Origin of the sequence: Streptomyces sp. CB01249, assembly GCF_001905735.1 — a bacterium.
Taxonomy (GTDB): domain Bacteria; phylum Actinomycetota; class Actinomycetes; order Streptomycetales; family Streptomycetaceae; genus Streptomyces.
In genome coordinates, this window is sequence record NZ_LISW01000005.1 from 314,746 (window position 1) to 338,564 (window position 23,819).

Genomic DNA, 23,819 nt, shown 5'->3' on the forward strand with positions numbered 1-23,819 from the left:
GGTGGGCGTTGGCGGGGGTGCGGGTTCAGCTGCCGGCGGGGCGCAGGCGCAGGCCCTGCATCCCGCCGTCGACGGCCAGGGCGGTGCCCGTCACGGAGGCCGCGGCGGGTCCGGCGAGGTAGACGATCGCGGCGGCCACCTCGTCGGCGGAGACCAGCCGGCCCAGCGGCTGCCGGGCGTTGAGCGCGGCGCGTTCGGCGGCCGGGTCGTCCGCCCGGTCGAGCAGCCGGCCGATCCACGGGGTGTCCGCGGTGCCCGGGTTGACGCAGTTGACGCGGATGCCCTCGCGGACGTGGTCGGCGGCCATGGCGAGGGTGAGCGCGAGTACGGCGCCCTTGCTCGCGCTGTACAGGGCGCGCTGGGGCAGCCCGGCGGTCGCGGCGATGGAGCAGGTGTGCGTGATGGATACGGCTCCGGGGCGCTCGGCGGCCGCGCGGCGCAGGTGCGGCAGGGCGTGCCGGGCGGCCCGGACCATACCGAGGACGTTGATGTCGAGGACCCGGGCCCATTCGGCGTCGTCGTTGTCCGCGACGGTGCCGATGGCGCCGATGCCCGCGTTGGAGACGAGGGTGTGCAGGGAGCCCATGGCGGCGGCGGCCCGGTCCACCCCGGCGCGCACGGCGGCGTCGTCGGTGACGTCGGCCTCGACGGCGAGGGCGCCCCGGGGTGCGCCGGAGGTGTCCCGGTCGAGGACGGCGACCCGGGCGCCGCGTTCCAGGAGCAGGGTGGTGACGGCGGCCCCGATGCCGGAGGCGCCGCCGGTCACCAGGGCGTTCATCCCCTCGAAGTCGCGTGTGCCGGTCATCGGCTCTCCTCCTTGTCGTGGCGCCGGGCCTGCCAGACGGGGCCCTGCGGGTAGCGGTGTGCGGCGATGGACTCGGGGCGCATCCTGGCCGAGAAGCCGGGGGACGCCGGGGCGGTGTAGCGGCCGTTCACGATGACGGTCGGGTCGGTGAAGTGCTCGTGGAGGTGGTCGACGTACTCGATCACCCGGTCCTCGCAGGTCCCGGAGACGGCGACGTAGTCGAACATCGAGAGGTGCTGGACGAGTTCGCAGAGCCCGACGCCGCCCGCGTGCGGGCAGACCGGGATGCCGTACTTGGCGGCGAGCAGCAGGATCGCCAGGTTCTCGTTGACCCCGGCGACGCGTGCGGCGTCGATCTGGACGAAGTCGACGGCCCCGGCCTGGAGGAGCTGCTTGAACACGACCCGGTTGGCGACGTGTTCGCCGGTGGCGACCTTGACCGGCTGTCCGGCGCGGACGGCGGCGTGGCCGAGCACGTCGTCGGGGCTGGTGGGCTCCTCGATCCAGTGCGGGTCGTACGGGGCGAGCGCGGTCATCCAGGCGACGGCGTCGGCGACGTCCCAGCGCTGGTTGGCGTCGACGGCGATCCGGACGCCGGGTCCGACGGCCTCGCGGGCGAGCGCCATGCGGCGGACGTCGTCCTCGACCCGGCCGCCGACCTTGAGCTTGATCTGGGTGAAGCCGTCGGCGACGGCCTGCTTGGCGAGCCGGACCAGCTTGTCGTCGGAGTAGCCGAGCCAGCCGGGCGAGGTGGTGTACGCGGGGTAGCCCTCGGCGCGCAGCCGGGCGGCGCGTTCGGCGCGCCCCGGTTCGGCGGCGCGCAGGATGGCCAGCGCCTCGTCGGGGGTGAGGGCGTCGGTGAGGTAGCGGAAGTCCACCAGGGAGACCAGCTCCTCCGGGGTCATCCCGGCCAGGAACTGCCAGACGGGTCTGCCCGCCAGCTTGGCCGCCAGGTCCCAGGCGGCGTTGACCACCGCACCGGCCGCCATGTGCATCACGCCCTTCTCGGGGCCCAGCCAGCGGAGCTGGGAGTCGTGCGTGAGGTCCCGGTACAGGGCGCCGAGGGCGTCGGCCGTACGGGGCACGGGGCGCCCGGTCAGATAGGGGCGCAGGGCCTCGATCGCGGCGGCCATGACCTCGTTGCCCCGGCCGATGGTGAAGCAGAAGCCATGGCCCTCGACGGGCTCGCCGTCCGCACCGGCGGCGTCGGTCCGCAGGACGACGTAGGCGGCCGAGTAGTCGGGGTCGGGGTTCATGGCGTCCGAGCCGTCCAGTTGTTCCGAGGTCGGAAAACGGATGTCGTGGACCTCGAAATCCGTGACGGTCTGACTCATGCGCGCCCCCAGGGGAAATAACATCGGACCTCTGTTCCGGTCATCCGATGTATAGCCGCCTCCGAGGGCGCAAGTCCAGAGAGAGGTACGAATCTTCCGCCAACAGCTCGGATGTATCGGCAGTACGCTGCTGTACCAGACGAGCACCCGGCCGTGCACGGGGGCTGCGGTCCGGGAGGCCGCAGGCCGTAAGGTTGGTCCGTACGCAAGGGAACTTCGGAAGGAGGCTGGGGTGATCGAGCTCGAGGGCGTGCCCGAGCTGATCGACCCGGTCATGGTGGCCGCGTTCGAGGGGTGGAACGACGCCGGTGACGCCGCCTCCACAGCGGTCGCGCATCTGGACCGGGAGTGGAAGGGCGAGGTGTTCGCGGCGCTGGACGCCGAGGACTACTACGACTTCCAGGTCAACCGCCCGACGGTGTGGCTGGACAACGGGGTACGCAAGATCACCTGGCCGACGACCCGGCTCTCCGTGGTCCGCGTCGGCGGGGACAAGCCCCGCGATCTCGTGCTGGTCCGGGGCATCGAACCGTCGATGCGCTGGCGCTCGTTCTGCAACGAGCTGCTGGGCTTCGCGCACGAACTGGGCGTCGAGATGGTCGTGGTGCTCGGTGCGCTGCTGGGCGACACCCCGCACACCCGCCCGGTCCCGGTCAGCGGGGTGACGTCCGATCCGGACCTGGCCCGCACCATGGACCTGGAGGAGACCAGGTACGAGGGCCCGACCGGCATCGTCGGCATCCTCCAGGAGGCGTGCACCCATGCCGGGGTGCCCGCGGTGAGCCTGTGGGCGGCGGTGCCGCACTATGTGTCGCAGCCGCCCAACCCCAAGGCGACGCTGGCCCTGCTGAACCGTCTTGAGGACCTGATCGGGCTGCGCATCCCGCTCGGTGAGCTGCCGGAGGACGCGCGCGCCTGGCAGCTCGGCGTCGACCAACTGGCCGCCGAGGACAGCGAGGTGGCCGAGTACGTGCAGACCCTTGAGGAGGCCCGGGACACCGCCGAGCTCCCCGAGGCGAGCGGCGAGGCGATCGCCCGCGAGTTCGAGCGCTATCTCCGACGCCGCGAACCGGGCTCCGCGCCGCCGCCCGGCGGCCATGCCACGGAGAGCGGCGACGCGACGTACCTGCGGGACACGTCGAGCGGCCGGACGAGACCGCCGAAGCCGGTCCGGCCGGAGGCCGGTCCCGGACAGCCGGGCGGGCCGGGACAGCCCGACCCCGTGAAGCCGCCGTCCGACGGACCCGACGACCGCTCGGGCGACAGCAGCAGGGCCGACAACCGTCCCGACGACGAGCCGGACGGCGACGGCCCGGACAGCGGCCCGGCGGACGGTGACGGGGCCGACGGCCCCCACTCGCAGGACTGAGCGCGGCACGGAGCCGGGCGGGTGCGAACCCGCCCGGCTCCTGTGCGATGTGACCGTCATTCAGGAGCAGATGAAGCGCGCCGCGCCCCAGTCGCCGTGGTCACCGGTCTTGGACCCGTTCGTGTCCGTGACCTTCAGGCGTACGTGCCGCGCCCCGTCGAGCGCCACATCGACCGGTACGGTCTCGGACGCCCCGGTCACCTTCGGCGAGGTCCACAGCACCTTGCCGTCGGCCTCCACGGAGAACGCGACCTCGCCGTACCCGTTGATCTCGTCATCGATGCCGGCGTCCGCGGTGAACCGCGAGCACTGGCCGCCGAGGTAGACCTCGATGTCGGAGTCGGCGTGGGTGCCGATCCCCTTCTCGTACGTCTTCCCGGCCAGCGTGAGCGGGTGGCCGTCGGCCGCGCCCGACTCGCCGTTGCTGCGGTCGCGCTCGGCGGGTCCGTAGCCGTTGGTCGCGGTCAGCCACTCCATGTCGCTCGCCCAGGTCTCACCGGTGGGCGGGGCGGGCATGACGGAGACCGCCAGCCGCTCGGTGGCGGTGCGGGACTCGCCCGCCGACCGGTAGCGGGCGAGGGCGGTCAGCCGCTGCTCCCCCGCCTTCGCGTCCTTCGCCGGGGTGACCCGGACCTCGACGCGGCGGGTGGTGCCCGCCGGTATCCGCTTCACGGGCGCGGCGGGGGTGGCCTGCCAGCCCTCGGGGACGTCGAGCGTGACGGACGCGTCCGTGACGTCGGCCCGGCCCGCCGTCACGTCGACGGCGACGGTGCTCGGGGCGCCCGCGCCGGTCTCCTGGCCGCGCGGGGCGGTGACGGCGGCCGTGGCGGTGGCGTTCCGGCCGCCGACCGCGCTGGTGTGCTCGAGCCGCACGGAGAACTTCCGGTCCGTGGGCAGGGGTGCGGTCTTGATCTTCACCACGCCGCCCCGGTCGTCCCGGTCGTAGAACCAGCCCTGCTTCGCCTTCGCGTACGCGGCCGCCGAGGTGAGGCGGGGCAGCTTGCCCCCCAGCTGGACCGCGCTCGGCTCGGAGCCGGTGTGCACGGTGAACTCGTACGGGCGGCTGCTCTGCTTGCCCTTGAACTCCCCCTTGCTGGCGCCGATGTCCACGGTCACGTCGCCGGAGCCCCGGGACGGTGCGCGGACGTCGGCGGTCTGCGTGGCGTACGCGCCGTCGCGGTGCTCGCGGGTCACACCGTCGTCCTCGTACAGCGTGAACGAGGAGCGGCCCTGCGGGTAGATGTCCCAGGCGAGCGGGGAGTCGGCGGTGCGGTCGGTGTACGAGCGGATGCCCGGCCACATCGGCACGCTCGCCCCGGCCTTCACGAACAGCGGCAGGGTGTCCAGCGGGGCGCTGTAGTCGTCGAGGGTGACGGGGCCCTGGTAGGTGCGCCCGGTCCAGTAGTCGGTCCAGGTGCCCTTCGGCAGGTAGATGCCGTCGCGCTCGGTGCTGTCCTCGTAGACCGGCGCGACGAGGAAGTCCTCGCCCGACATGAACTCGTACTTCGCGGCGTCGGTCGCGGCCTTCGGGTCGTCCGGGTACTCCAGGACCAGCGGGCGGACCATGCCGACACCGGTCTTGGTGGCCTCGTGGGCGTAGGAGTACTGGTAGGGCAGCAGCGACTCCTTGAGCTTGAGGTAGTCGCGGTTGATGGAGGTGTACGGCTCGCCGTAGCGGAAGGGCTGCTTGTCGCTGGCCGCCCAGCCGTCCATGGTCATCGTGGTTCCCAGGAACATCTTCCACTGGAGGTCACGGGTGTACGTCTTGGCGCTGCCGCCGAAGATGCCGTCGACGTCGCCCGTGGTGTAGGCGAGGCCGGACATCGTGGCGCCCGCGTAGGTCGGGATCTGCCAGCGGATGTAGTCCCAGGTGCCGTACTGGTCGCCGGACCACTGGACCCCGCAGCGCTGCGCGCCGGACCAGCTCTCGGGGGCGTACGTGAAGCCGCGCGCGTCGCTGTTGTCCTCGATGCCCTTGTACGCGTCCTTGCAGCCGTCGAGCGCGAACTTGTAGCCGTCGCCGACCCAGGCCACGTCCAGCTTCGCCACGCGCTGCCCGGCCTTGACCTGGTCGCCGAGCTTGTCGATGCCGTCCTCGGTCCAGAGCCCGGCCTGCATGCCCCGGTCCTGGAGGCCCTTCGCGGTCTCGGCGAGATTCTCGTAACCGCAGCCGTAGCCGTCGTTGACGAGCATCCAGCCGTTGGGCATGTCGTTGTCGAGGTAGCCGTCGGCGACCTTCAGCGCGTCCAGGGTGTGGCGCTCGCCCCGGTTGGCGTTGTGCAGGTAGCAGTCGGCGTCGCCGATCTCCATGCCGTAGACGGGCGGCAGGAACGGCTTGCCGGTGAGCTGCGTGTATTGGCCGATGACGTCCTTGGCGCTGTCACCGGCGAAGTAGTACGCGTCGAAGCGCCGCTCCTTCTCGCTGGTGGTCACCGGGTCGTTGAAGGCGTAGGTGCCCGGCGCGAAGGTGTTGCGGAAGACGCCGTAGCCGGCCGAGGAGAGGTAGAACGGCACCGAGTTGGGGTGGCCGCCGTCGTCCCAGTTGTAGTCGACGCCCACCTCGACGGTCTTGTCCCGGTGCGAGGTGTTGCCCCGGCCGTTCTGCATCCCGGCGCCGTAGAACTGCTCGTTCGCGCCGCGCGCCAGGGTCTGGGTGGTCTGCTCGGCGTCCCAGCTCAGCCCCTTCGCCTCGGACCAGACCTGGCTGCCGTCGGCCCGGTACAGGGCGAACCGCAAAGGCGACTTGTAGACACGGAGGGTGACGCTCCGGGTGGACAGCTCGTAGCGGTCGCCGCGCTCCTTCCAGCGGGTGCGGGGCGGGGTGCCCTGCGGGAGCACGATGGCGTCGCCGGCCGGGTCCTCGAAGGTGCCGTCGGGTGCGAGTTCGATGCGGAAGGTCTCCTCGGAGACGAAGCTGACCCGGGCCGCGGCGTCCCCCGCCGTCAGGCGGTACACGGCCCCGTCGGCCTTGAAGCCGGTGAGATCGCCGACCGTCGTGCCGGCGGGCTCCGCCGTGTCGTCGGCGCGGGCGGCGCCCGGTCCGGTGAGTACGGCGAGGAGTCCCAGCAGCGCTGCAACTACCGCCGATCTGATGCGCGTTGATGATTGCATAGAGCGCTTTTAGCGCAGCACCGAGCATTTGACCATGGACAAAACGGAACCGGCCCCGAACTTCATGAAGAAGTCCGGGGCCGGCGAAGTCGGCTGCTACGACGGAGAGTTACGAAAAAGAGCTACAGGGCCACGCCGAGAAGCGCGTCCACGGTGCGGGAGACGAGGCCGGGCGCGCCCTCGTCCGTGCCCCCCTCGTTGGTCTGCCGCTCGGCCCAGCGGTCGACCGCGGCCAGCGCGGCCGGGGCGTCCAGGTCGTCGGCGAGGGCCGCGCGGACCTCCTCGACCAGGGCGTCGGCGGACAGCCCGTCGGGGCGGGAGACGGCGGCACGCCAGCGGCCGAGCCGGGCCACCGCGTCGGCGAGCACCTGGTCGGTCCACTCCCAGTCGGAGCGGTAGTGGTGGGCGAGCAGGGCCAAGCGGATCGCGGCCGGGTCCACTCCGTCGCGGCGGAGCGCGGAGACGAAGACGAGGTTGCCCTTGGACTTGGACATCTTCTCGCCGTCCAGGGCGACCATGCCCGCGTGTACGTAAGCCTGCGCGAAGGGGTGCTCGCCGGTGAGCACCTGGGCGTGCGAGGCGCCCATCTCGTGGTGCGGGAAGGCCAGGTCGGAGCCGCCGCCCTGGACGTCGAAGCCCATGCCCAGGTGGTCGAGGGCGATGGCCACGCACTCGATGTGCCAGCCGGGGCGTCCGGCGCCGAGGGAGCCGCCGTCCCAGCTGGGCTCGCCCTCGCGGGCGGCCATCCAGAGCATGGGGTCGAGCGGGTTCTTCTTGCCGGGGCGCTCCGGGTCGCCGCCGCGTTCGGCGGAGAGCAGGCGCATGGCCTCGGCGTCGAGGTTCGACACCTCGCCGAAGTGCGGGTCGGTGTCCACGGAGAAGTAGATGTCGCCGTCGAGCTCGTAGGCGGCGCCCGCGTCGCGGAGCCGTTCCACGAGCGGCACGATGCCGGGTATCGCCTCGACGGCTCCGATGTAGTCCCGCGGCGGGAGCATGCGGAGCGCGGTCATGTCCTCGCGGAACAGGGCCGTCTCGCGCTCCGCGAGCTCGGTCCAGTCCTGTCCGTCGCGCACGGCCCGCTCCAGCAGCGGGTCGTCCACGTCCGTCACGTTCTGGACGTAGTGAACCTGCCGCTTGGTGTCGAGCCACACGCGCTGCACGAGGTCGAACGCGTTGTAGGTCGCCGCATGACCCATGTGGGTCGCGTCGTACGGCGTGATGCCGCAGACGTAGATGCGGGCGACGGGACCGGGGTCAAGGGTGATCCGTCCGCCGGTCGCGGTGTCGTGGATCCGAAGGTCGCGGCCCTTGCCGGGCAGGGCGGGGACCTCAGAAGCGGGCCAGGCATGCATGCCACGAGCGTAACCGGATGCGGCTTCCGGATACGAACCGGAGGGGTGATCCTGACCGAAGAGGCACTCTTGCGCCGCCGCGCCCGGCGTGCATCGGGGCGGACCGGCCGTCAGACCGGCGGCCAGGGGATGGCGGGCCATTCACCGCTGGGCTCCCGGTGCAGCCCGGTCTCCCGCAGTCCGGCCACCCGGGCCCGCAGGGCCTCGGTCTCGGCCGCCGTGATGAGTTGGGCCAGCCGGGTGACCAGCGGGGCCCCGGGCTCCAGGGCGGCGGCCAGCCGGTCCAGGACCTCGACGGCCTCGGGGGTCAGGGGCTCGCCCGCCCAGCCCCAGAGCAGGGTGCGCAGCTTGTCGTCGGCGTTGAAGGTCACCCCGTGGTCGATGCCGTAGAGCCGGCCGCCGGGCGCGGGCAGCAGGTGGCCGCCCTTGCGGTCGCCGTTGTTGATGACGGCGTCCAGGACGGCGAGCCGCCGCAGCCGGGGGTCGTCCGCGTGCACCAGCAGGGCGGTCTTCCCCTCCCCCACCTCGGCGAACGCGACGGCCTTCCAGCCCTCGCCGGGCTCCTCGTCCTCGATGAGCGCGAGCAGCCCCGGCTCGTCCTCGCCCGGCTCCTCGGCCTCGATCCACAGCTGGCACATGCCCTGGCCGTACGGCCCGTCCCGCAGCACGGTCGGCGGGATCAGCCCCCAGCCCATGGCCTCGGAGACCTCGTAGGCGGCCACCTCGCGCTGGGCGAGGGTGCCGTCGGGGAAGTCCCAGAGCGGCTGCTCGCCGGCCACGGGCTTGTACACGCAGTACGCCTCCGCGCCCTCGTGGGCGACGGAGCAGTACAGCACCGCGTTGGACGCGCCGCGGACCTGCCCGAGGACGGTGAGCGTGCCCTCGGCCAGCAGGGCGACGTGCTCCGCGTCGGTCAGGCGCCCCGGCGGTATCCGTTCTGGCGCGGGCATACGTGTCCTTCCGGGTCGAGCGGCAGGCTGCACAGCGGGCAGGGCGGCCGGCCGGCGTTCACCACGTCCAGGGCGCGCTTGGCGAAGGCGCGGGCCTGGGCACCGGAGAGCCGGACGCGGAGCATCGGCGGGCCGTTCTCCTCGTCCTGGAGCAGCCGCTCCTCGGCCTCGGCCAGGTCCTCGACGGAGTCGGCGTCCAGCTCGACCAGGGCCTGCGCCTCCACGATCATGCGCTGCTCCTCGCCGTCCCAGGCGAGCGCCATGGTGCCGACGCGGAACTCCTCCTCGACGGGGACGTCGAGCGGCGCGGTGTCCGTGACGTCCATCGGGGCGACGGCGGGCACCGGGGAGTTCCCGCCGGTGCGGCGTACGACCTCGTCCAGCAGTTCGTCCACGCGCTCGGCGAGCGCGGCGACCTGGGTCTTCTCCAGGGCCACGCTGGTGACACGTCCGCCTGAGGATGCCTGCAGGAAGAACGTACGGCGTCCAGGCAGCCCGACCGTGCCGGCCACGAAGCGGTCCGGGGGGTCGTAGAGGAACACCTGACGGGACACGTCCTGTCTCCCTTGAGAGTCGACGGGCAGATGGGGTGGGCCGGAGCCTCGGAAAGCGTTCTACGGCGCGTCCACCCTACTGCGCGCGGCGATCACGGCGCCCCAGCGCCGCCCCCTACCGCCGCGTCCCCGGCGGCTCCGGCGTCCGGACCCGGTTCGCGGGGCGCGAGTCCGGCGAGGTCGCCCGTGTCGCCGAGGCGCACCAGATAGGGGCGGAGCCTCGTGTAGCGGATCGCGGTGACCGAGCACGGGTCGGCCTGGAGGCGCTGGAAGAGGTCCAGGTGCATGCCGAGCGCGTCGGCGACCAGGGCCTTGATGATGTCGCCGTGCGAGCACATGACGTACGCCGCGTTCTCGCCGTGCTCCGCCTCGATCCGGGCGTTCCACTCCCGTACGGCGTCGACGGCGCGGGCCTGCATCGCGCGCATCGACTCGCCGCCGGGAAAGGCGGCGGCGGAGGGGTGCTGCTGGACGACGGTCATCAGCGGTTCGTCGGTGAGCTCGGCGAGCTTGCGGCCCGACCAGTCGCCGTAGTCGCACTCGCTGATCCGGTCCTCGACGTGCAGCGGCAGGTCCGGGCGGGCGGCCAGCAGGGGTTCCAGGGTCTCCCGGCAGCGTTGCAGGGGGCTGCTGACGGCGGCGGCGAGCGGCAGCGCGGCCAGCCGGCCGGGGAGCGCGGCGGCCTGCGCGGCGCCACGCTCGTCCAGGGCGACGCCGGGCGTCCGGCCCGCGAGCACCCCGGCCGTGTTGGCGGTCGAGCGTCCGTGGCGTACGAGGATCAGGGTGGGCATGCGGTCCAGCGTACGGGCGCGACCCGGTTTCCTGACGGGGCCAAAGGTGCATACCGGTCCGCAGGCAGGGAAGAATGCGCGCCGTGATTGTCGACTGCGCCATTTACCGCGACGGACGCCGGACCGAGGGCCCCGCCGACTTCTCCGACGCGCTCGCCCAGGCGCGGGAGTCCGGCGACGCGTTCCTCTGGATCGGCCTGCACGAGCCGACGGAGAAGGAGTTCGACCTCGTCAGCCACGAGTTCGGGCTGCACCCGCTGGCCGTGGAGGACGCCCTCTCCGCCCACCAGCGGCCCAAGCTGGAGGTGTACGACGACTCACTGTTCGCGGTGATCAAACCGGTGCTGTACGACCACGACAGCGACACGGTCACCACGCACGAGCTGATGGTGTTCATGGGCGACTCGTTCGTCGTGACCGTCCGGCACGGCGAGGGCGCGCCGCTGGCGGCCGTACGCCGACGCCTGGAGGCCGACCCCGAGGTGCTGAAGCACGGGCCGACGGCGGTCCTGTACGCGGTGAGCGACGCGATCGTGGACCACTACATAGACGTGGCGGGCGAGCTCCAGGTGGACCTGGAGGAGCTGGAGACGCAGGTCTTCGCGCCGAGCGGTACGGACGACTCCAAGAACACCGCGGCCCGCATCTACACCTTCAAGCGCCAGGTGCTGGAGTTCCGCCGGGCGACGGTCCCGCTGACCGGGCCGATGGCCCGGCTGGCGGGCGCCGGGGTGCCGTTCGTCCAGGAGCACGCGCAGCCGTTCTTCCGGGACGTCCAGGACCACCTGACCCGGGCCAACGAGCAGGTGGAGGGGCTCGACCGGCTGCTGTCCGACATCCTGTCCGCGCATCTCGCGCAGATGGGGGTGCGGCAGAACGACGACATGCGCAAGATCTCCGCCTGGGCGGCGATGGCCGCGGTGCCGACGATGGTCGCGGGGATCTACGGGATGAACTTCGACCACATGCCGGAGCTGCGGTGGGTCGGCTCGTACCCGGTGGTGCTGCTGCTGATGGCCGGGGCGGTCGTGGGCCTGTACCGCCAGTTCAAGCGGCGCGGCTGGCTCTGACGCCCCGGCCGCCCGTCAGGCGTACTCGGGCGCGGGCGTCGCGGGTCCGCCGAGGGCGTCGCGCCGGGCGGGCGGGGCCAGGCTGACCATGCGCCGCCAGCCGCCGAGGCGTTCGTACGCGTACATGGCGTGGATGCCCGCGGCGAGCACGGCGGCCTTCGCGCGGGACCAGCCGAGCACCCGGCCCATGTGGTCCATGACGGCGAGGCTGACGTCGCGGTAGACCCGGATCTCGGCGAGGGCGCACTCGCGCAGGATGCGCTGGATCGTGCGGCCGTGCCCGGCGTACGCGAAGCGCAGCAGCTCCTCGTGGCAGTACGCGAGGTGGTTGTCCTCGTCGTTGGAGATCATCCGGACCGCGCGGCCGAGCTCGGGGTGGTCCGCGAAGTGCTTGGTCAGCAGCTGCATCTGCTCGGACGCGCGCTGCTCGGTGACCCGGCTGTGGGCCAGGTACGTGATGATGTCGCGCTCGGTCAGGGGCTCGTCGCGGCCCAGCTGCTCGTGCGCGAGTCCGATGCCGTGGCGCTCCAGGAGCATCGTGTAGTCGGTGTCCGGGGGGACGGGCCCGGGGGCCAGGCCGCGCTTCTTGAGCAGCGCGTTGAAGATTCGGCCGTGCTTGTCCTCGTCGGCGCCGTGCCGGGCGATCTTGGGGGCCAGCGGGCGCTGGCTCTCGGGGACGAGGGCCGCGATCCGGCCGTTCTCCCAGCCGCCCTGGGACTCGCCGCTGGCCGCGATGGAGCAGAACAGCCGGAACGAGTCGTCGTTGTCGAGGATCTCCTCGAACAGGTTCTTTGCCGAGAGCATCACTGCCACCTCCGTGCCGCGTCGCCGAGCGCCAGTCAAATGCGCCGGGCCGGGGCGGGCAACAGGAGCGGGCGGCGGCTGGGCCGAACGGGTGGCGGCGCGTGGAGGCTCCAGCGCGGACGGCGAACCGTTTTTGCGTACACCCGTAACCCCGCCGGGCCGCCCGCGTTGTTCCCCGTGACGGCCGTGGCGGGGAGGACCCCCCGAGCCCCCACCACGGCCGCAGAGCCTCTTCCCGTTAGGCGAGCCCGGCCCGCTCCAGCGCGTCCGTGCCGGCCCGGAGCGCGGCGATCCGCTCGTCGAGCGTGAAGCCGGCCGGGGCCAGGGTCAGGGTCGTGACCCCCACCTCCGCGTACGCCTGCATGCGCTCGGCGATCCGGTCCACGGAGCCGAGCAGCGTGGTCTGGTCGATCAGCTGGTGCGGTACGGCGGCCGCCGCGCCGCTCTTGTCGCCGGAGAGGTACTTCTCCTGGATCTCGGCGGCCTCCTTCTCGTACCCCATGCGCTGCGCGAGCCGGTTGTAGAAGTTCTGCTTGGCGCTGCCCATGCCGCCGACGTACAGCGCGGTGTAGGGGCGGAACATGTCCGCGAGGCCGGGGATGTCGTCGCCGACGGCGAGCGGGACGGTCGGGCAGACGTCGAAGCCCTCCATCGTCTTCCCGGCCTTCTCCCGGCCGGCCCGCAGGTGGCTGATCGCGGTCTCCTCCAGGTGCTCGGCCGAGGGGAAGATCAGCAGGGCGCCGTCGGCGATCTCGCCGGTCTGCTCCAGGTTCTTCGGGCCGATCGCGGCGATGTAGAGCGGAATGTGCTCGCGCTGCGGGTGCACGGTCAGCTTGAGCGGCTTGCCCGGTCCGTCCGGCAGCGGGAGCGTCCAGTGCTCCCCCTCGTACGAAAGGCGCTCGCGGGTCATCGCCTTGCGGACGATGTCCACGTACTCCCGGGTGCGGGCCAGTGGCTTGTCGAACTTGACGCCGTACCAGCCCTCGGAGACCTGCGGGCCCGACACGCCGAGGCCGAGCCGGAAGCGGCCGCCGGACAGGGAGTCGAGCGTGGCCGCCGTCATGGCCGCCATCGCGGGCTGGCGCGCCGGGATCTGGAGGATGGCCGAGCCGACGTCGATGGACTCCGTCTGCGCGGCCACCCAGGCCAGCACGGTCGGCGCGTCGGAGCCGTACGCCTCGGCCGCCCAGCAGACGTCGTAGCCGAGCCGGTCGGCCTCCTGCGCTACGGCGAGGTTGTCGCCGTCCATCCCCGCGCCCCAGTAGCCGAGATTGATGCCGAGCCGCATAGCCGAACCCCTTACCGATCAGTAACGTCCCTGAGTTCCGGACTCTAGCGCGCGGGAAGTTGATCCGGCAGGGGGCCGCCCCACGCCGGTTGTAATCTCAGCGCCCATGGAGCAGAGGCATCTGGGCCGCACCGGCCTTCGTGTGTCCAGGATCGGGCTCGGCACCCTCACCTGGGGCCGGGACACCGACGAGCACGACGCTGCCGAGCAGCTGAAGGTGTTCTGGGAGGCGGGCGGCACGCTGGTCGACACGGCCGATGTGTACGGCGGCGGCGAGGCCGAGTACCTGCTCGGGCGGCTGGTGGACGGCCTGGTGCCCCGGCGCGACCTGGTCATCGCGACCAAGGCGGGCAGCGTCGCCGACCCCTACCGCAGGGTCGACGCCTCGCGCGGACACCTGCTGGCGGCCCTCGACGCCTCGCTGAGCCGCCTCGGCACGGATTACGTGGACCTGTGGCAGCTCCACGCGTTCGACCCGGACACCCCGCTGGAGGAGACGCTCCAGGCGCTGGACCTCGCGGTGTCCTCCGGGCGCGCCCGCTATGCCGGGGTGTCCGGCTTCTGCGGCTGGCAGCTCGCGAAGGCGGCCACCTGGCAGCTCGCCGCGCCCGGGGCGCGGACCCGGCTGGCGGCGACGCAGATGGAGTACTCGCTGCTCCAGCGCGGCGTGGAGCGCGAGGTGCTGCCCGCCGCGCTCGACCTCGGCGTCGGGCTGCTGCCCTCCTCGCCGCTGGGCCGGGGCGTGCTGACCGGCAAGTACCGCACGGGCACACCGTCCGACTCGCGCGGCGCGTCCGAGCTGCTGGCGCCCTTCGTGGAGCCGTATCTGGACGAGGCGGCGGGCCGCATCGTGGACGCGGTGTCGACCGCCGCCGACGGGCTGGCCACCACGCCCGCGCAGGTCGCGCTGGCCTGGGTCCGGGACCGGCCCGGCGTCGCGGCCCCGATCGTCGGCGCGCGCAACGCGCAGCAGCTGACGGAGGCGTTGTCAGTGGAGACGCTTAGTCTTCCTGACGAGATCTGCCAGGCGCTGGACGATGTGTCGGCGCCCGTGCACCGCTATCCCGACCAGGACTGGAGCACGCTGTGACCGCGCTACCCCGGGGCGAATCCCCCGGCTCCCCGGCCACCGAGGACGACACCGTCGCCGTCCCGGACGATCCGGGCCCTGCCGGTGCCGCTGACGCGGCGAGCGAGGCGGAGCCCGGCACCGAAGGCGCCCCCGCGCTTTCCGAGGCCGAGGCCGAGATCGCCGCTCAGCGGGAGCTGCGGGAGCGGATCGAGAAGCGGAAGGCCGAGAAGGACGGGCCCATCGAGGCCGGGGGGAAGCTGAGCGGAACCGCCGCCGATCTGCTGGCGGCCGTCCGGGCCGTGGAGGGCGGGCAGAAGCCCGCCACGGCGTTCTACGACTCGCCCGCACCGACGCCCGCCCGCCGAACGTCGGCCCCCGCCCCGGCCCCGGCACGGGAACAGGCCCCCGCGCCCCGGGCCGCCTCGCCCGAGAGCGTCGCCTCCGTGGCGGCCGTGCTGTCCGCCGGAGGGGCCCCCGCCGCGCTGGGCGGGCCCGCCGCCGCGCTGCTCGGGGACCGGGCGGCCGAGCTCCTGCGCGAGGACCCCTGGCAGCTGCTGGCCCTGCCCGGCGTCGGGCCCGAGCAGGCGGACGGCTTCGCCCGGACGCTGCTCGGCCCCGCCTGCGGGCCCGACGACGAGCGCCGCGCCGCCGCCCTGACCGGCTGGGTCCTGGAGCAGGCCGCGCTCCGGGGCCACACCGCGCTGGACGCGGACCGGGTGCGCGAGGCGCTGGCCGGCCGGGGCGTGAGCGACCCCGAGGCGGCCGTGCAGCACGCCGTCGCGGAGGGCGTCGTGCTGGTCTTCCAGGACGGCCCGGAGGAGCAGGAGGAGCAGGTGGAGCAGGAACAGGGCGACGAGGAGGCGGCCGAGGCCGCCCCGCCGGGCCCCGTGCTCCTCGGCCTCGACCGGTACGCGCTGGCGGAGGAGAGCCTGGCCGACGGGCTGGCCCGGCTGGTCAACGGCGGCGACAAGGAGGCGGACTGGTCGGAGGCGGCCGCCGCCGCGCCCTCCCCGTCGGCCGCCGAGCTGATCCGCGCGACCGCCTCCCACGGCCTCGTCGCGCACACGGGCGGCGAGGCGGCCCGGGCCGAGCCCGCCGCCCTGATCGCCGCCGCCCGGGGGCTCGGCCTGCGCGCCCTGGGCGCCGCGCACAGCGTGGACGGCCGTCGGCGGCTCGCCCAGGACACCGGCGCCCCGGAGGCGGCCGTCACGCTCGCCGGGCTGCTGTCGGGTGCCGAGGGGCCGGGGCGGGACGAGGAGGGGGCGCTCGCGCTCGACCTGCTCGTCGTGCTGGACGCGCCCCAGCTGGACGTGGAGACCGGCGCGATGCTGGTGGAGTCCCTGGGCGACGGCGTCCGCCTGGTCCTCAGCGGCGACCCGGGCGTGCTGGGCTCGGCGGGCGCCGGGCAGGTGTTCGCCGATGTGCTGGCCGCCCGCGCCTGCCCCCGCGTCTCCTCCCGCACCCCGGACCCGGGCCCGGTCGGCGAGCTGGTCTCGGGCATCGGCATCGGTGAGCTGAACCAGGTGGAGGCGCCGGGCAAGGAGGTCGTCATCGTCCCGGTCCGGGACGCGGGCGAGGCGGTCCACCGCACGGTGCAGCTCGTCGCCGACTCGGTGCCGCGCGCCCTCGGGGTGCCGTCCGAGGACACCCAGGTCATCACGGTGGGCCACGGCGGCGCCGCGGGCACCCGGGTGCTGAACGAGGCCCTGAAGCAGCGGCTCAACCCGGGCCCCGGCCGCTTCGGCGGGTTCGACCCGGGCGACCGGGTCGCGCATGTCCCGGCGCCGGGGCGGACGGTGCCCGGCGTGGTCGTCTCGGCCGACGCGGAGGGGCTGCACCTGGACTGTGCGGGGACCCCCGTCGTCGTACCGCAGGACCGGGTGGCGGACTCCGTGCGCCACGCGTGGGCGCTCAGTGCCCATCAGGCGGCCGGGATGCGGTGGCCGGCGGCCGTCGTGGTGCTGCCGGGCGACGCGGCGCGCGGGCTGAGCCGGCCGTGGGTCTATACCGCGTTCGGCCGGGGCGAGCGCCATCTCTCCGTGGTGCACGGCGTCGACCAGGCCCTGCCGCGCGCGGTGGCCGAGGTGCCCGCCCAGGAGCGCAGTACGCGCCTGCGGGCCCTGCTGGAGGCGTCCCAGGAGGCCCAGGAGCCCGTGGAGCGGTGAGACGGGCCCCGGAGGGCCCCCGCGTACGCCTGGCGCGTTCGCGGGGGCCCTCCGGTCGTTCCTGGCGGGGTTCCGGTCCAGCCGGTCAGCCGGCGGGGTGCCCCGGTCCCTCCGCTTCGTCGTCGAGGTCGTCGTCGAAGACCGCGCTGACGTCGAAGCGGCAGACCACCAGCTCGGGGTCGGCGTCGTCGAACGGGGCGGCCAGCCACTCCCCCGGTTCGGGAAGTTCGTCCGCCGCCGCGACCCAGAGCGTGGAGTCGCCCTCCTCCAGGCCGAACTCCGTGTGCCGGGAGGCGATCTCGTCCGCCTCGTACTCCCCGAAGAGCACGCCGAGGGCCGCGTGCACGCTGGTGCCGACGACCGCCGCCCCGGCGTCCTCCCGCTCGTCCGGGTCGGCGTCGGCGAGGCGCTGGGCCTGGGCCAGCAGCCGCTGGGGTTCCACCACCGCGTAGTCGCGGCGGATCAGCACGCTGAGCGCGTGCGGCTCGTCGGGTCCGTTGTAGGGCGGCAGGGCGTCCTGCTCCCCCGGGATCTCGAACGGGGTGACCTCGTCGTGGCGGTCGTAGAGGAGTTCGTCGTAGACCTCGGCGGCGGCGGCCAGTGCGTTGAACGCGTCGTAGACAGCGGGATCATCGTCCCCCGACCGGCGTTCGACCGCCGCGAGGTGGTGGTCGATCGCGGCTTTGACCGCATCGGCGGCGGCGCGTACCTCGGCAGCGGTGGGCTGCGCAGCATCAGACATGGGGCAGACGCTATCCGTACCGGGGCCTTGCCCGCACAATGGATTCGATGCCGGAATACGAATTTGTCGATGTGTACGTGCCACGCGGGGTGTCCCGGAAGGACACGGCCCGCCTGTTGACCGACCATGCCGAGTACGGGCACTGGGAGCTGGACCGTCTGACGCTGCGCCGGGACGGCAGCCGCCGCGTGCGGCTGCGCCGCCGGATCATCCGTCAGCTACGGGCCACATGGTGAGCCGGAAGGACCGGCCGCAGAACGTCCGAGCACGCGAAACGGGCCCCGCGGTCGCGGGGCCCGTTTCCTTCTCTGCGTGCTCGCCGGTGCGGCGCTGCCGTCAGGCGGCGGCCTTCGCGCGGCGGTAGAGCACCGTGCCCGCGCCGGCCAGCAGCATGCCCGCGCTCGCCGGAATGAGCAGGTCGAGCCCGCCCGCTCCGGTGTGGGCGAGCTGCGGCGCCTCCGGCACGGTCTGCGGCTCCGGCGTGTTCGGAGTGGGCTTCTCGGGCGTCGGCGGCGTGACGTGGTGGACCGGAGGAGGCTCCGGAACGTCGACCGGCGGCGTGCTCTCGTTCTCGCACTCGTTGCCGAACGTGGGGTTCAGCAGGCCGACGACGTCGATGCTGTTGCCGCAGGCGTTCACGGGAATGTCGATGGGCGCCTGGATCTGGTTGCCCGAGAGCAGACCGGGTGATCCGTGCGTGTACCCCTCCGCGGTGGCCCCGCCCCCGTTGTCACCGGAGGCCCGGTGCTTGCCGGTTCCCCCCTTCGCCCCCTGACCGCGCTCGACGGCCCGGTTCCCGGCGTGGTTGCCGGACGTGCCCGACGCGGAGTCGTGCGTGCCGGCGGACGAACCGCCCGAGCCGTTCCGGCAGGAGTTGCCGAAGGTCGGGTTGAGCAGCCCGACGACGTCCACGGAGTTTCCGCAGACGTTGACCGGCACACTGACCGGAACCTGCACCGAATTCCCTGAAAGCACCCCCGGGGAATTCGAGGCGCCGCCGGACGCTCCCGCGTCGGCGTGCGCGTAGCCGCCGCCGAGGGCGAGAACGCCACCCGCGGCCGCCATGGTGATCAGGCCTTTTCGCGTGACCTGTCGCATAGGTGTTTCCTGCCTTCTACCTTCCGGAGTACCCCCGGACTACCGTGCGGAGGCAAAGGACCCGACGGCCCCGGAGCGCATGGAGTGCGGTCCGGGGCCGAGCGGGCTCAAACCCTTACGGGTTGACGCGCAACGTCAGTCGTTGACGCAGACGTTGCCGAAGGCCGGGTTCAGCAGCCCGATCACGTTGATCGTGTTGCCGCACACGTTCACGGGAACGTGGACGGGAACCTGGATGACGTTGCCCGAGATGACGCCGGGGCTGCCGATGGCAGCACCCTGGGCGCCCGAGTCGGCGACGGCCATGCCGGCGCCGGCGAGCACGAGGCCACTGGTGACAGCCGCGGCGGCGGCAATCTTCTTGATCATGATTCCTCCTAGTTGCCAAAGCGCGGTCCCAGCCGCGGACCGCACCCCCTGTAACGAGGAGGAAGTAACGGGGCTACGAGGCAAACGCCCCATTCACTCGTTCCGGTTAGAGGCGTACATCCTGGCGATTTACGCCCTCGCGGGTCAGCTGTGGTCGATGAACCGGTCCAGAACGCGGGCGCCGAACTTCAGCCCCTCGACCGGAACGCGCTCGTCCACGCCGTGGAACATGCCCGCGAAGTCGAGCTCCGGCGGGAGCTTCAGCGGGGCGAAGCCGAAGCAGCGGATGCCCAGGTCGTCGAAGGACTTGGCGTCCGTGCCGCCGGAGAGCATGTACGGCACGGCGCGGGCAATCGGGTCCTCGGCCTTGAGCGCCGTCTGCATGGCGTCCACGAGGGCGCCGTCGAAGTCGGTCTCCAGCGCCTTGTCGCCGTGCACGTCCTCGCGCCGGACGCGCGGGCCGAGGATGCGGTCGAGGTCGGCCAGGAACTCCTGCTCGTACCCCGGCAGGAAGCGGCCGTCGACGTGGGCGGTGGCCTGCCCCGGGATCACGTTGACCTTGTAGCCGGCGCCGAGCATGGTCGGGGCGGCGGAGTTGCGCAGGGTGGCGCCGACCATCTTGGCGATGCCGCCCAGCTTGGCGAGGGTGGCCTCCATGTCCTCCGGGTCCAGCGGGGTGCCGAGCGCGTCCGACAGCTCGTCCAGGAAGGACCGCACGGTCTTGGTCACCCGGACCGGCCAGGTGTGCCGGCCGAGCCGGCCGACCGCCTCGCAGAGCTCGGTGATCGCGTTGTCGTCGTTGGTCATGGAGCCGTGGCCCGCCGTGCCGTCGACGGTCAGGCGCATCCAGTGCATGCCCTTCTGCGCCGTCTCCACGAGGTACAGCCGCAGGTTCTCGTTGACGGTGAACGAGAAGCCGCCGACCTCGCCGATCGCCTCGTTGACGCCCTCGAACAGGTCGGGGTGCTTGTCCACGAGGTAGCGCGCGCCGTACGTGCCGCCCGCCTCCTCGTCCGCGAGGAAGGCGAGCACGATGTCGCGCGGGGGCTTGCGGCCGCTGCGCATGCGCTCGCGCACCACCGCCAGCGTCATCGCGTCCATGTCCTTCATGTCGACCGCGCCCCGGCCCCAGACGCAGCCGTCCGCGATCTCCCCGGAGAACGGGTGGTGCGTCCAGTCGTGCGCGTTGGCCGGGACGACGTCGGTGTGGCCGTGGATCAGCAGGGCCGGGCGGGACGGGTCCTCGCCCTCGATCCGTGCCACGGTCGACGCGCGCCCCTTGTGGGACTCGAAGATCTTCGGTTCGAGCCCGACCTCGGCCAGCTTCTCGGCCACGTACTCGGCGGCCGCCCGCTCGCCGGGCCCGGAGTGGTCGCCGTAGTTGCTGGTGTCGATCCGGATCAGGTCACGACAGAGGTCCACGACCTCGTTCTCGGCGGTCTCGCCCGAGCCGCTCCGGGCCGCATTGCTCTCGCTCACGCTGGTTCCTTCCCTGTCGCTGTGGTGCTCCCTCCCATCCTCCATCGCCGGGCCCGCGCACCCAAGGCCCCCACGGGACCGGGCGTGATCGAGCACCCTCCAATGTTTGCTATGGTTTTCCACGTCGGAACGGGCCAGGCCCGCGAGACAGACACCTTGTCCGGGTGGCGGAATGGCAGACGCGCTAGCTTGAGGTGCTAGTGCCCTTTATCGGGCGTGGGGGTTCAAGTCCCCCCTCGGACACCACGGTCAACCGACCAAATGAAGCCGGTCGAAGCGACAGTTTGTCGCTTCGACCGGCTTTGTTGTTGTGACGTGATCTGGCCCTCTGCGGGTTCGCAGAGGGCCAGATGCGTTTGCGCTGCTCAGGTGGGGTGTGAGGGGTGGGGTGGGTCAGGCTCCCGGGGTGGTGTCGGGAAGGTGGCCGCTGGGGGTCCGGATGAGTCTGCAGCAACCCTGTGAGCGTCCTTCAAGCGCTGGGAGACTTCTTCTCCCCCAAATTCTCTAGCCACAGTGCACAGGCGATCGACGACGAATTGCTTGGCGTCCGAGGCCAACCCTCCGTACCACTCGTCCAGCAGGTGGGCGGTCTGCACCCATGCTGCACCTGGGGCGTAGGTACCCACGTGCGCAGCGATCTTGGGAATCATCGTGAGGGTCTGGTCGGTGACCGCCGCAGGCGAATCAAGAAGCAGCTGCGCGAGAATCAACGTAGGGTCTTCGCGTAGCTGATCGCGGTAGGCCAGCGCCTGGACGACCTGCAGCTGCCTGAGCTCCCTGTCCGTTTGCGCGCGGGCGCGAAGGCGTATGCGGTCCTGCGCCAGATGCAGGTCCTCCGGGCTGACATAGACCTGCACAGTGGCCCAATTAACGCGGACTCGGTCGTCCGGTAGGTCCGTATGTCGGCCAAACCGGGCATTGGCACGGTACTGCAATCCCTCGGCGGTGACGATCGGGTAGGTGGCCGCCATTTCCGAGAACGCATCGACCACATGGGCTGCCGCGACCGCCTCAGGTGCGTGATGAAGTTGGCGCCCTCTTCTACGCCACTGCCCCTCCGCGTGGACGGTAAAGTGAAAGCCCTCGTCGGCGCTCGCAGCGGTGAAGTCCACAGAGAACGAACCCCGTCGCGCCGACCAGGGCCGGGTTCTACTCACCCGCCAGCTCGCCCTCGCTCTGTGAGCGACCTCGGTGCGGATCTGCTTCCCTGACACTACGCATCAAGGTGGCGTGGGACCGGTGGCGGGCCTCCCTGTTGGGTGCGTCCTCTTCAGACACCCAGTGCTCAGCAAGCCGGACTAGGTTGAGGAAGCGCAGGCCTCTCAGGTAGTCACGGGGCGAGTCATGTACTGCGCGCACCATCGTGCTGACGATCAGGTCCGCCGCACCTGGGTGCGCCACTGCCGCATCCAGCCAGGCAGCACAGGCTCGGCGCGTCAGCGAAGTGGGCTCCTCGGCTTCGAGGGCGATTCGCCACCCGCGGATCACCCAGTCCGGAATGGAGTCCTCGGAGCTACTCAGGAGAACGAGCCAGCCAGTATCATCCCGCTGCAGCGCCAGATACAGGAAGGCGCTCCCTGCAGCCTGCTGCTGCCCCTTATGGTCACTCGCGAACCAGGTGTTCAGCGTCTTGCGTAGCAAGGAGCGCAAACCGTCGTCGACCCAAAGGCCGTCGACGGCTGCGCCAACAGCGTCCGCTACGCCAGCCCTTTCTTCAATGTCGAACTGCACCCGCTGATCGAGCGAGCTCGCCAAGTCGCCCAGACGGCGAAGCATCTGCTCGGGGTGGGCCGGGGTGACGCTCTGGAAAACGTGGGCCAGGGTCTTCAGGAGAGGAGCGTTGCCCTTCTCGATCCAGTTGCTGGTGGCGTTCCGTGTGAGCTGGCCGATCTCCGAGTCTAGAGCTGCCGTGACCAATAGCCCGTGTGCATGCCTGTCCAGGAGGCCGTCCGCTGACCAGTTCGTCGCCACGACGAGCAACGTGCGTGTGGATCGGGCGGCCTGCGCATGGTGCAGGATCCACGGCGCCAGGCGCTCGGCGAGCTTCTCGGCCTTGGGTGCCGCCAAGTCAACGCACAACTGTGCTGTCCACCTGATGAACTTGTCGATGAGTTCGGGGCGGTCCATCAGAAAGTAGCGCACGATCGCTTCGGCGAAGCCGGGGCCGGGGAAGCGCAGTGTGCCATCGGGGCGGAGTTCCGCATCAAGCTGGTGGGCGAGTTGGATCAAGCCTGGCCCCTGCTGCCCCGTCAACCTGGTGGAGGTGTCGCTCTTCTCACCCAACGCACGGGCAAGGGAGAGGATCCTGTCGTGCACGTTGTCGACGGGTTCGCCGTCATAGACCGCGGCCAGGAGCAAGTAGTTGCGGTCGTAGCTGGTGCGCCCATCTTTGGAGTGCCAGTCGGTCAGCACATCCATCCAACCCGAAACGGCCTTGTTTGCAGCGTCGATAGCCTCGTTGAAGCCGTCGGACCCGGCTTCGGTACTCCGACCGGTGGTGGTCCGGTAGTCGGACTCAGCCCGTACAAGGGTCTGGGCCCACTCCCGAACTTGGCCCGGGCGCAGACCAGCCAGCTTCTCCTTGATGCGGTGGTCGTCAACCCATTGCTTCGGGTCGGCAATGCCGCCGGAGCTCAGGTACTTCAAAAGGAGCGATGCTGGTGTGGGCGGGTGCGGCCTGCGTGCGAGGTCTCCGGCGCCATACCCGATGCGGTTCCACAGGTCTGTACGCAGGATAACGACCAGGTACGAGCCGTCATCGCGCAAGTCGTCAGCCTGCATGAGCTCAAGCCCGAAGTCGCAAGAGGGGGGAATACTCTCCTCCCTCGCGCGCAGATCGAGGATCCACCCGGTGCGCTTGTGCCCCTTGAGCCCCTCCGCGCTGAAGCTGTCACCGGGTTCCCGGCGTATCCGTCGCAGCGTCAGCACTTCGCCAGGCCTGGTGGCAAGGAGATGGAGGGCTGCGGTCCAGCGGCCGCTGCCGCGGTGGTCCGCGAAAAGCACGAGGGTGCGGTTGTGCTCCAGCAGCCGAGAGAGCTCCACCTCGTTCTCGATGGAAACGTAGTCCGCGAGGTCTCGCTCTACCGTCTCCGGAGGCAAAGGCGCACCACTGTGACGCTGAACGGCCTCGAACCACTGCCCGATCTGGGTGCCATGGTTGGTATCCGCATGGACACTGGCATACGCACCGGCGGGACGGCCCGCCCGTGAGGGGGCAGGATCGCGGTCAGCCGTGGAATCGGTCTCGTCCTCGGTCGCAGCGCCGAGCTCCGCGCCCCTTCGAGGGGCTGCGGCCGAACCCGTCGCTTCCCCCTCCGCGTGCGGGCCCGCAGGATCCGCAGCCACGCCTCCGGGTGCAGCGTCCGAAGCCTGTCCTTCGCCGTCCGTCCCGCCTTCTTCCAGGTCAGGCTCGGCGGCGGTATCGGTGTTGTCAGAAGCGGGCTCGGCCATGCATGGTCTCCTTCTG

The 23,819-nt window shown here is 71.8% G+C and carries 20 protein-coding genes and 1 tRNA gene; 6 read left to right on the plus strand and 15 right to left on the minus strand.

Features of this window, described 5'->3' with window-relative positions; all coding sequences use genetic code 11:
• Positions 1-25: 25 nt before the first annotated feature.
• Positions 26-805: an SDR family NAD(P)-dependent oxidoreductase gene (locus tag AMK18_RS24105; RefSeq protein WP_073864456.1), complete on the minus strand. Its 780-nt coding sequence runs from the start codon at positions 803-805 to the stop codon at positions 26-28.
• Complete coding sequence (locus AMK18_RS24110) at positions 802-2,139, minus strand: enolase C-terminal domain-like protein (RefSeq protein ID WP_018103721.1); 1,338 nt, start codon at positions 2,137-2,139, stop codon at positions 802-804. Before AMK18_RS24110 ends, AMK18_RS24105 begins: the two co-directional genes overlap by 4 nt.
• 232 nt (positions 2,140-2,371) lie before the next feature.
• Here AMK18_RS24110 and AMK18_RS24115 point away from each other — a divergent pair, with 232 nt between their 5' ends.
• Complete coding sequence (locus AMK18_RS24115; RefSeq protein ID WP_073864457.1) at positions 2,372-3,508, plus strand: PAC2 family protein; 1,137 nt, start codon at positions 2,372-2,374, stop codon at positions 3,506-3,508.
• Positions 3,509-3,568: 60 nt separating this feature from the next.
• Here the strand turns inward: AMK18_RS24115 and AMK18_RS24120 are convergent, their stop codons facing one another.
• From AMK18_RS24120 to AMK18_RS24140, 5 genes are all read right to left on the minus strand, one after another.
• A complete protein-coding gene (locus AMK18_RS24120; RefSeq protein ID WP_073864458.1) occupies positions 3,569-6,619 on the minus strand; it encodes an NPCBM/NEW2 domain-containing protein in 3,051 nt (1,016 codons plus the stop codon).
• Positions 6,620-6,741: 122 nt separating this feature from the next.
• Positions 6,742-7,971: a cysteine--1-D-myo-inosityl 2-amino-2-deoxy-alpha-D-glucopyranoside ligase gene (gene mshC / locus AMK18_RS24125; protein WP_073864459.1), complete on the minus strand. Its 1,230-nt coding sequence runs from the start codon at positions 7,969-7,971 to the stop codon at positions 6,742-6,744.
• Positions 7,972-8,081: 110 nt separating this feature from the next.
• Positions 8,082-8,921: an SCO1664 family protein gene (locus tag AMK18_RS24130; protein ID WP_018103717.1), complete on the minus strand. Its 840-nt coding sequence runs from the start codon at positions 8,919-8,921 to the stop codon at positions 8,082-8,084.
• Entirely contained in the window at positions 8,885-9,475 is a 591-nt protein-coding gene (locus AMK18_RS24135; RefSeq protein ID WP_020207450.1) for a DUF3090 domain-containing protein, read from the minus strand. Before AMK18_RS24135 ends, AMK18_RS24130 begins: the two co-directional genes overlap by 37 nt.
• 92 nt (positions 9,476-9,567) lie before the next feature.
• A complete protein-coding gene (locus tag AMK18_RS24140) occupies positions 9,568-10,266 on the minus strand; it encodes a histidine phosphatase family protein (RefSeq protein ID WP_073864460.1) in 699 nt (232 codons plus the stop codon).
• 74 nt (positions 10,267-10,340) lie between these two features.
• Here AMK18_RS24140 and corA point away from each other — a divergent pair, with 74 nt between their 5' ends.
• Positions 10,341-11,336 (plus strand): magnesium/cobalt transporter CorA, encoded by a 996-nt coding sequence (gene corA / locus AMK18_RS24145; protein WP_018103714.1) that lies wholly within the window; start codon positions 10,341-10,343, stop codon positions 11,334-11,336.
• A 15-nt stretch (positions 11,337-11,351) separates the two neighbouring features.
• Here the strand turns inward: corA and AMK18_RS24150 are convergent, their stop codons facing one another.
• Complete coding sequence (locus AMK18_RS24150; RefSeq protein WP_018103713.1) at positions 11,352-12,140, minus strand: hypothetical protein; 789 nt, start codon at positions 12,138-12,140, stop codon at positions 11,352-11,354.
• A 238-nt stretch (positions 12,141-12,378) separates the two neighbouring features.
• Positions 12,379-13,428: an LLM class F420-dependent oxidoreductase gene (locus tag AMK18_RS24155; protein ID WP_018103712.1), complete on the minus strand. Its 1,050-nt coding sequence runs from the start codon at positions 13,426-13,428 to the stop codon at positions 12,379-12,381.
• 106 nt (positions 13,429-13,534) lie between these two features.
• Between AMK18_RS24155 and AMK18_RS24160 the strand changes: the two genes are divergently transcribed.
• Together AMK18_RS24160 and AMK18_RS24165 are read left to right on the plus strand one after the other, a co-directional pair.
• Complete coding sequence (locus tag AMK18_RS24160; protein ID WP_073864461.1) at positions 13,535-14,518, plus strand: aldo/keto reductase; 984 nt, start codon at positions 13,535-13,537, stop codon at positions 14,516-14,518.
• Positions 14,515-16,665, plus strand: coding sequence for an ATP-dependent DNA helicase (locus tag AMK18_RS24165; RefSeq protein WP_073864462.1), 2,151 nt, complete (start codon positions 14,515-14,517; stop codon positions 16,663-16,665). Before AMK18_RS24160 ends, AMK18_RS24165 begins: the two co-directional genes overlap by 4 nt.
• Before the next feature lie 85 nt (positions 16,666-16,750).
• Here the strand turns inward: AMK18_RS24165 and AMK18_RS24170 are convergent, their stop codons facing one another.
• Positions 16,751-17,407 carry a hypothetical protein gene (locus AMK18_RS24170; protein ID WP_073864463.1) on the minus strand — a complete coding sequence of 219 codons (657 nt, stop codon included), beginning with the start codon at positions 17,405-17,407 and terminating at the stop codon, positions 16,751-16,753.
• Between the two features lie 47 nt (positions 17,408-17,454).
• Here AMK18_RS24170 and AMK18_RS24175 point away from each other — a divergent pair, with 47 nt between their 5' ends.
• Positions 17,455-17,643, plus strand: coding sequence for a DUF5703 family protein (locus tag AMK18_RS24175; protein ID WP_018103708.1), 189 nt, complete (start codon positions 17,455-17,457; stop codon positions 17,641-17,643).
• 100 nt (positions 17,644-17,743) lie between these two features.
• Here the strand turns inward: AMK18_RS24175 and AMK18_RS24180 are convergent, their stop codons facing one another.
• From AMK18_RS24180 to AMK18_RS24190, 3 genes are all read right to left on the minus strand, one after another.
• Entirely contained in the window at positions 17,744-18,505 is a 762-nt protein-coding gene (locus AMK18_RS24180) for a chaplin (RefSeq protein ID WP_073864464.1), read from the minus strand.
• Between the two features lie 135 nt (positions 18,506-18,640).
• Positions 18,641-18,874, minus strand: coding sequence for a chaplin ChpH (gene chpH / locus AMK18_RS24185; RefSeq protein ID WP_018103706.1), 234 nt, complete (start codon positions 18,872-18,874; stop codon positions 18,641-18,643).
• 144 nt (positions 18,875-19,018) lie between these two features.
• Positions 19,019-20,353, minus strand: a complete 1,335-nt coding sequence (locus AMK18_RS24190) for a M20/M25/M40 family metallo-hydrolase (RefSeq protein WP_018103705.1) — start codon at positions 20,351-20,353, stop codon at positions 19,019-19,021.
• 158 nt (positions 20,354-20,511) lie between these two features.
• Here AMK18_RS24190 and AMK18_RS24195 point away from each other — a divergent pair.
• Positions 20,512-20,599, plus strand: a tRNA-Leu gene (locus AMK18_RS24195).
• Between the two features lie 119 nt (positions 20,600-20,718).
• Here the strand turns inward: AMK18_RS24195 and AMK18_RS24200 are convergent.
• Together AMK18_RS24200 and AMK18_RS24205 are read right to left on the minus strand one after the other, a co-directional pair.
• Positions 20,719-21,465 (minus strand): hypothetical protein, encoded by a 747-nt coding sequence (locus tag AMK18_RS24200; RefSeq protein WP_143202275.1) that lies wholly within the window; start codon positions 21,463-21,465, stop codon positions 20,719-20,721.
• A 37-nt stretch (positions 21,466-21,502) separates the two neighbouring features.
• Positions 21,503-23,803, minus strand: a complete 2,301-nt coding sequence (locus tag AMK18_RS24205; RefSeq protein WP_073864466.1) for a hypothetical protein — start codon at positions 23,801-23,803, stop codon at positions 21,503-21,505.
• Positions 23,804-23,819 lie beyond the last annotated feature (16 nt).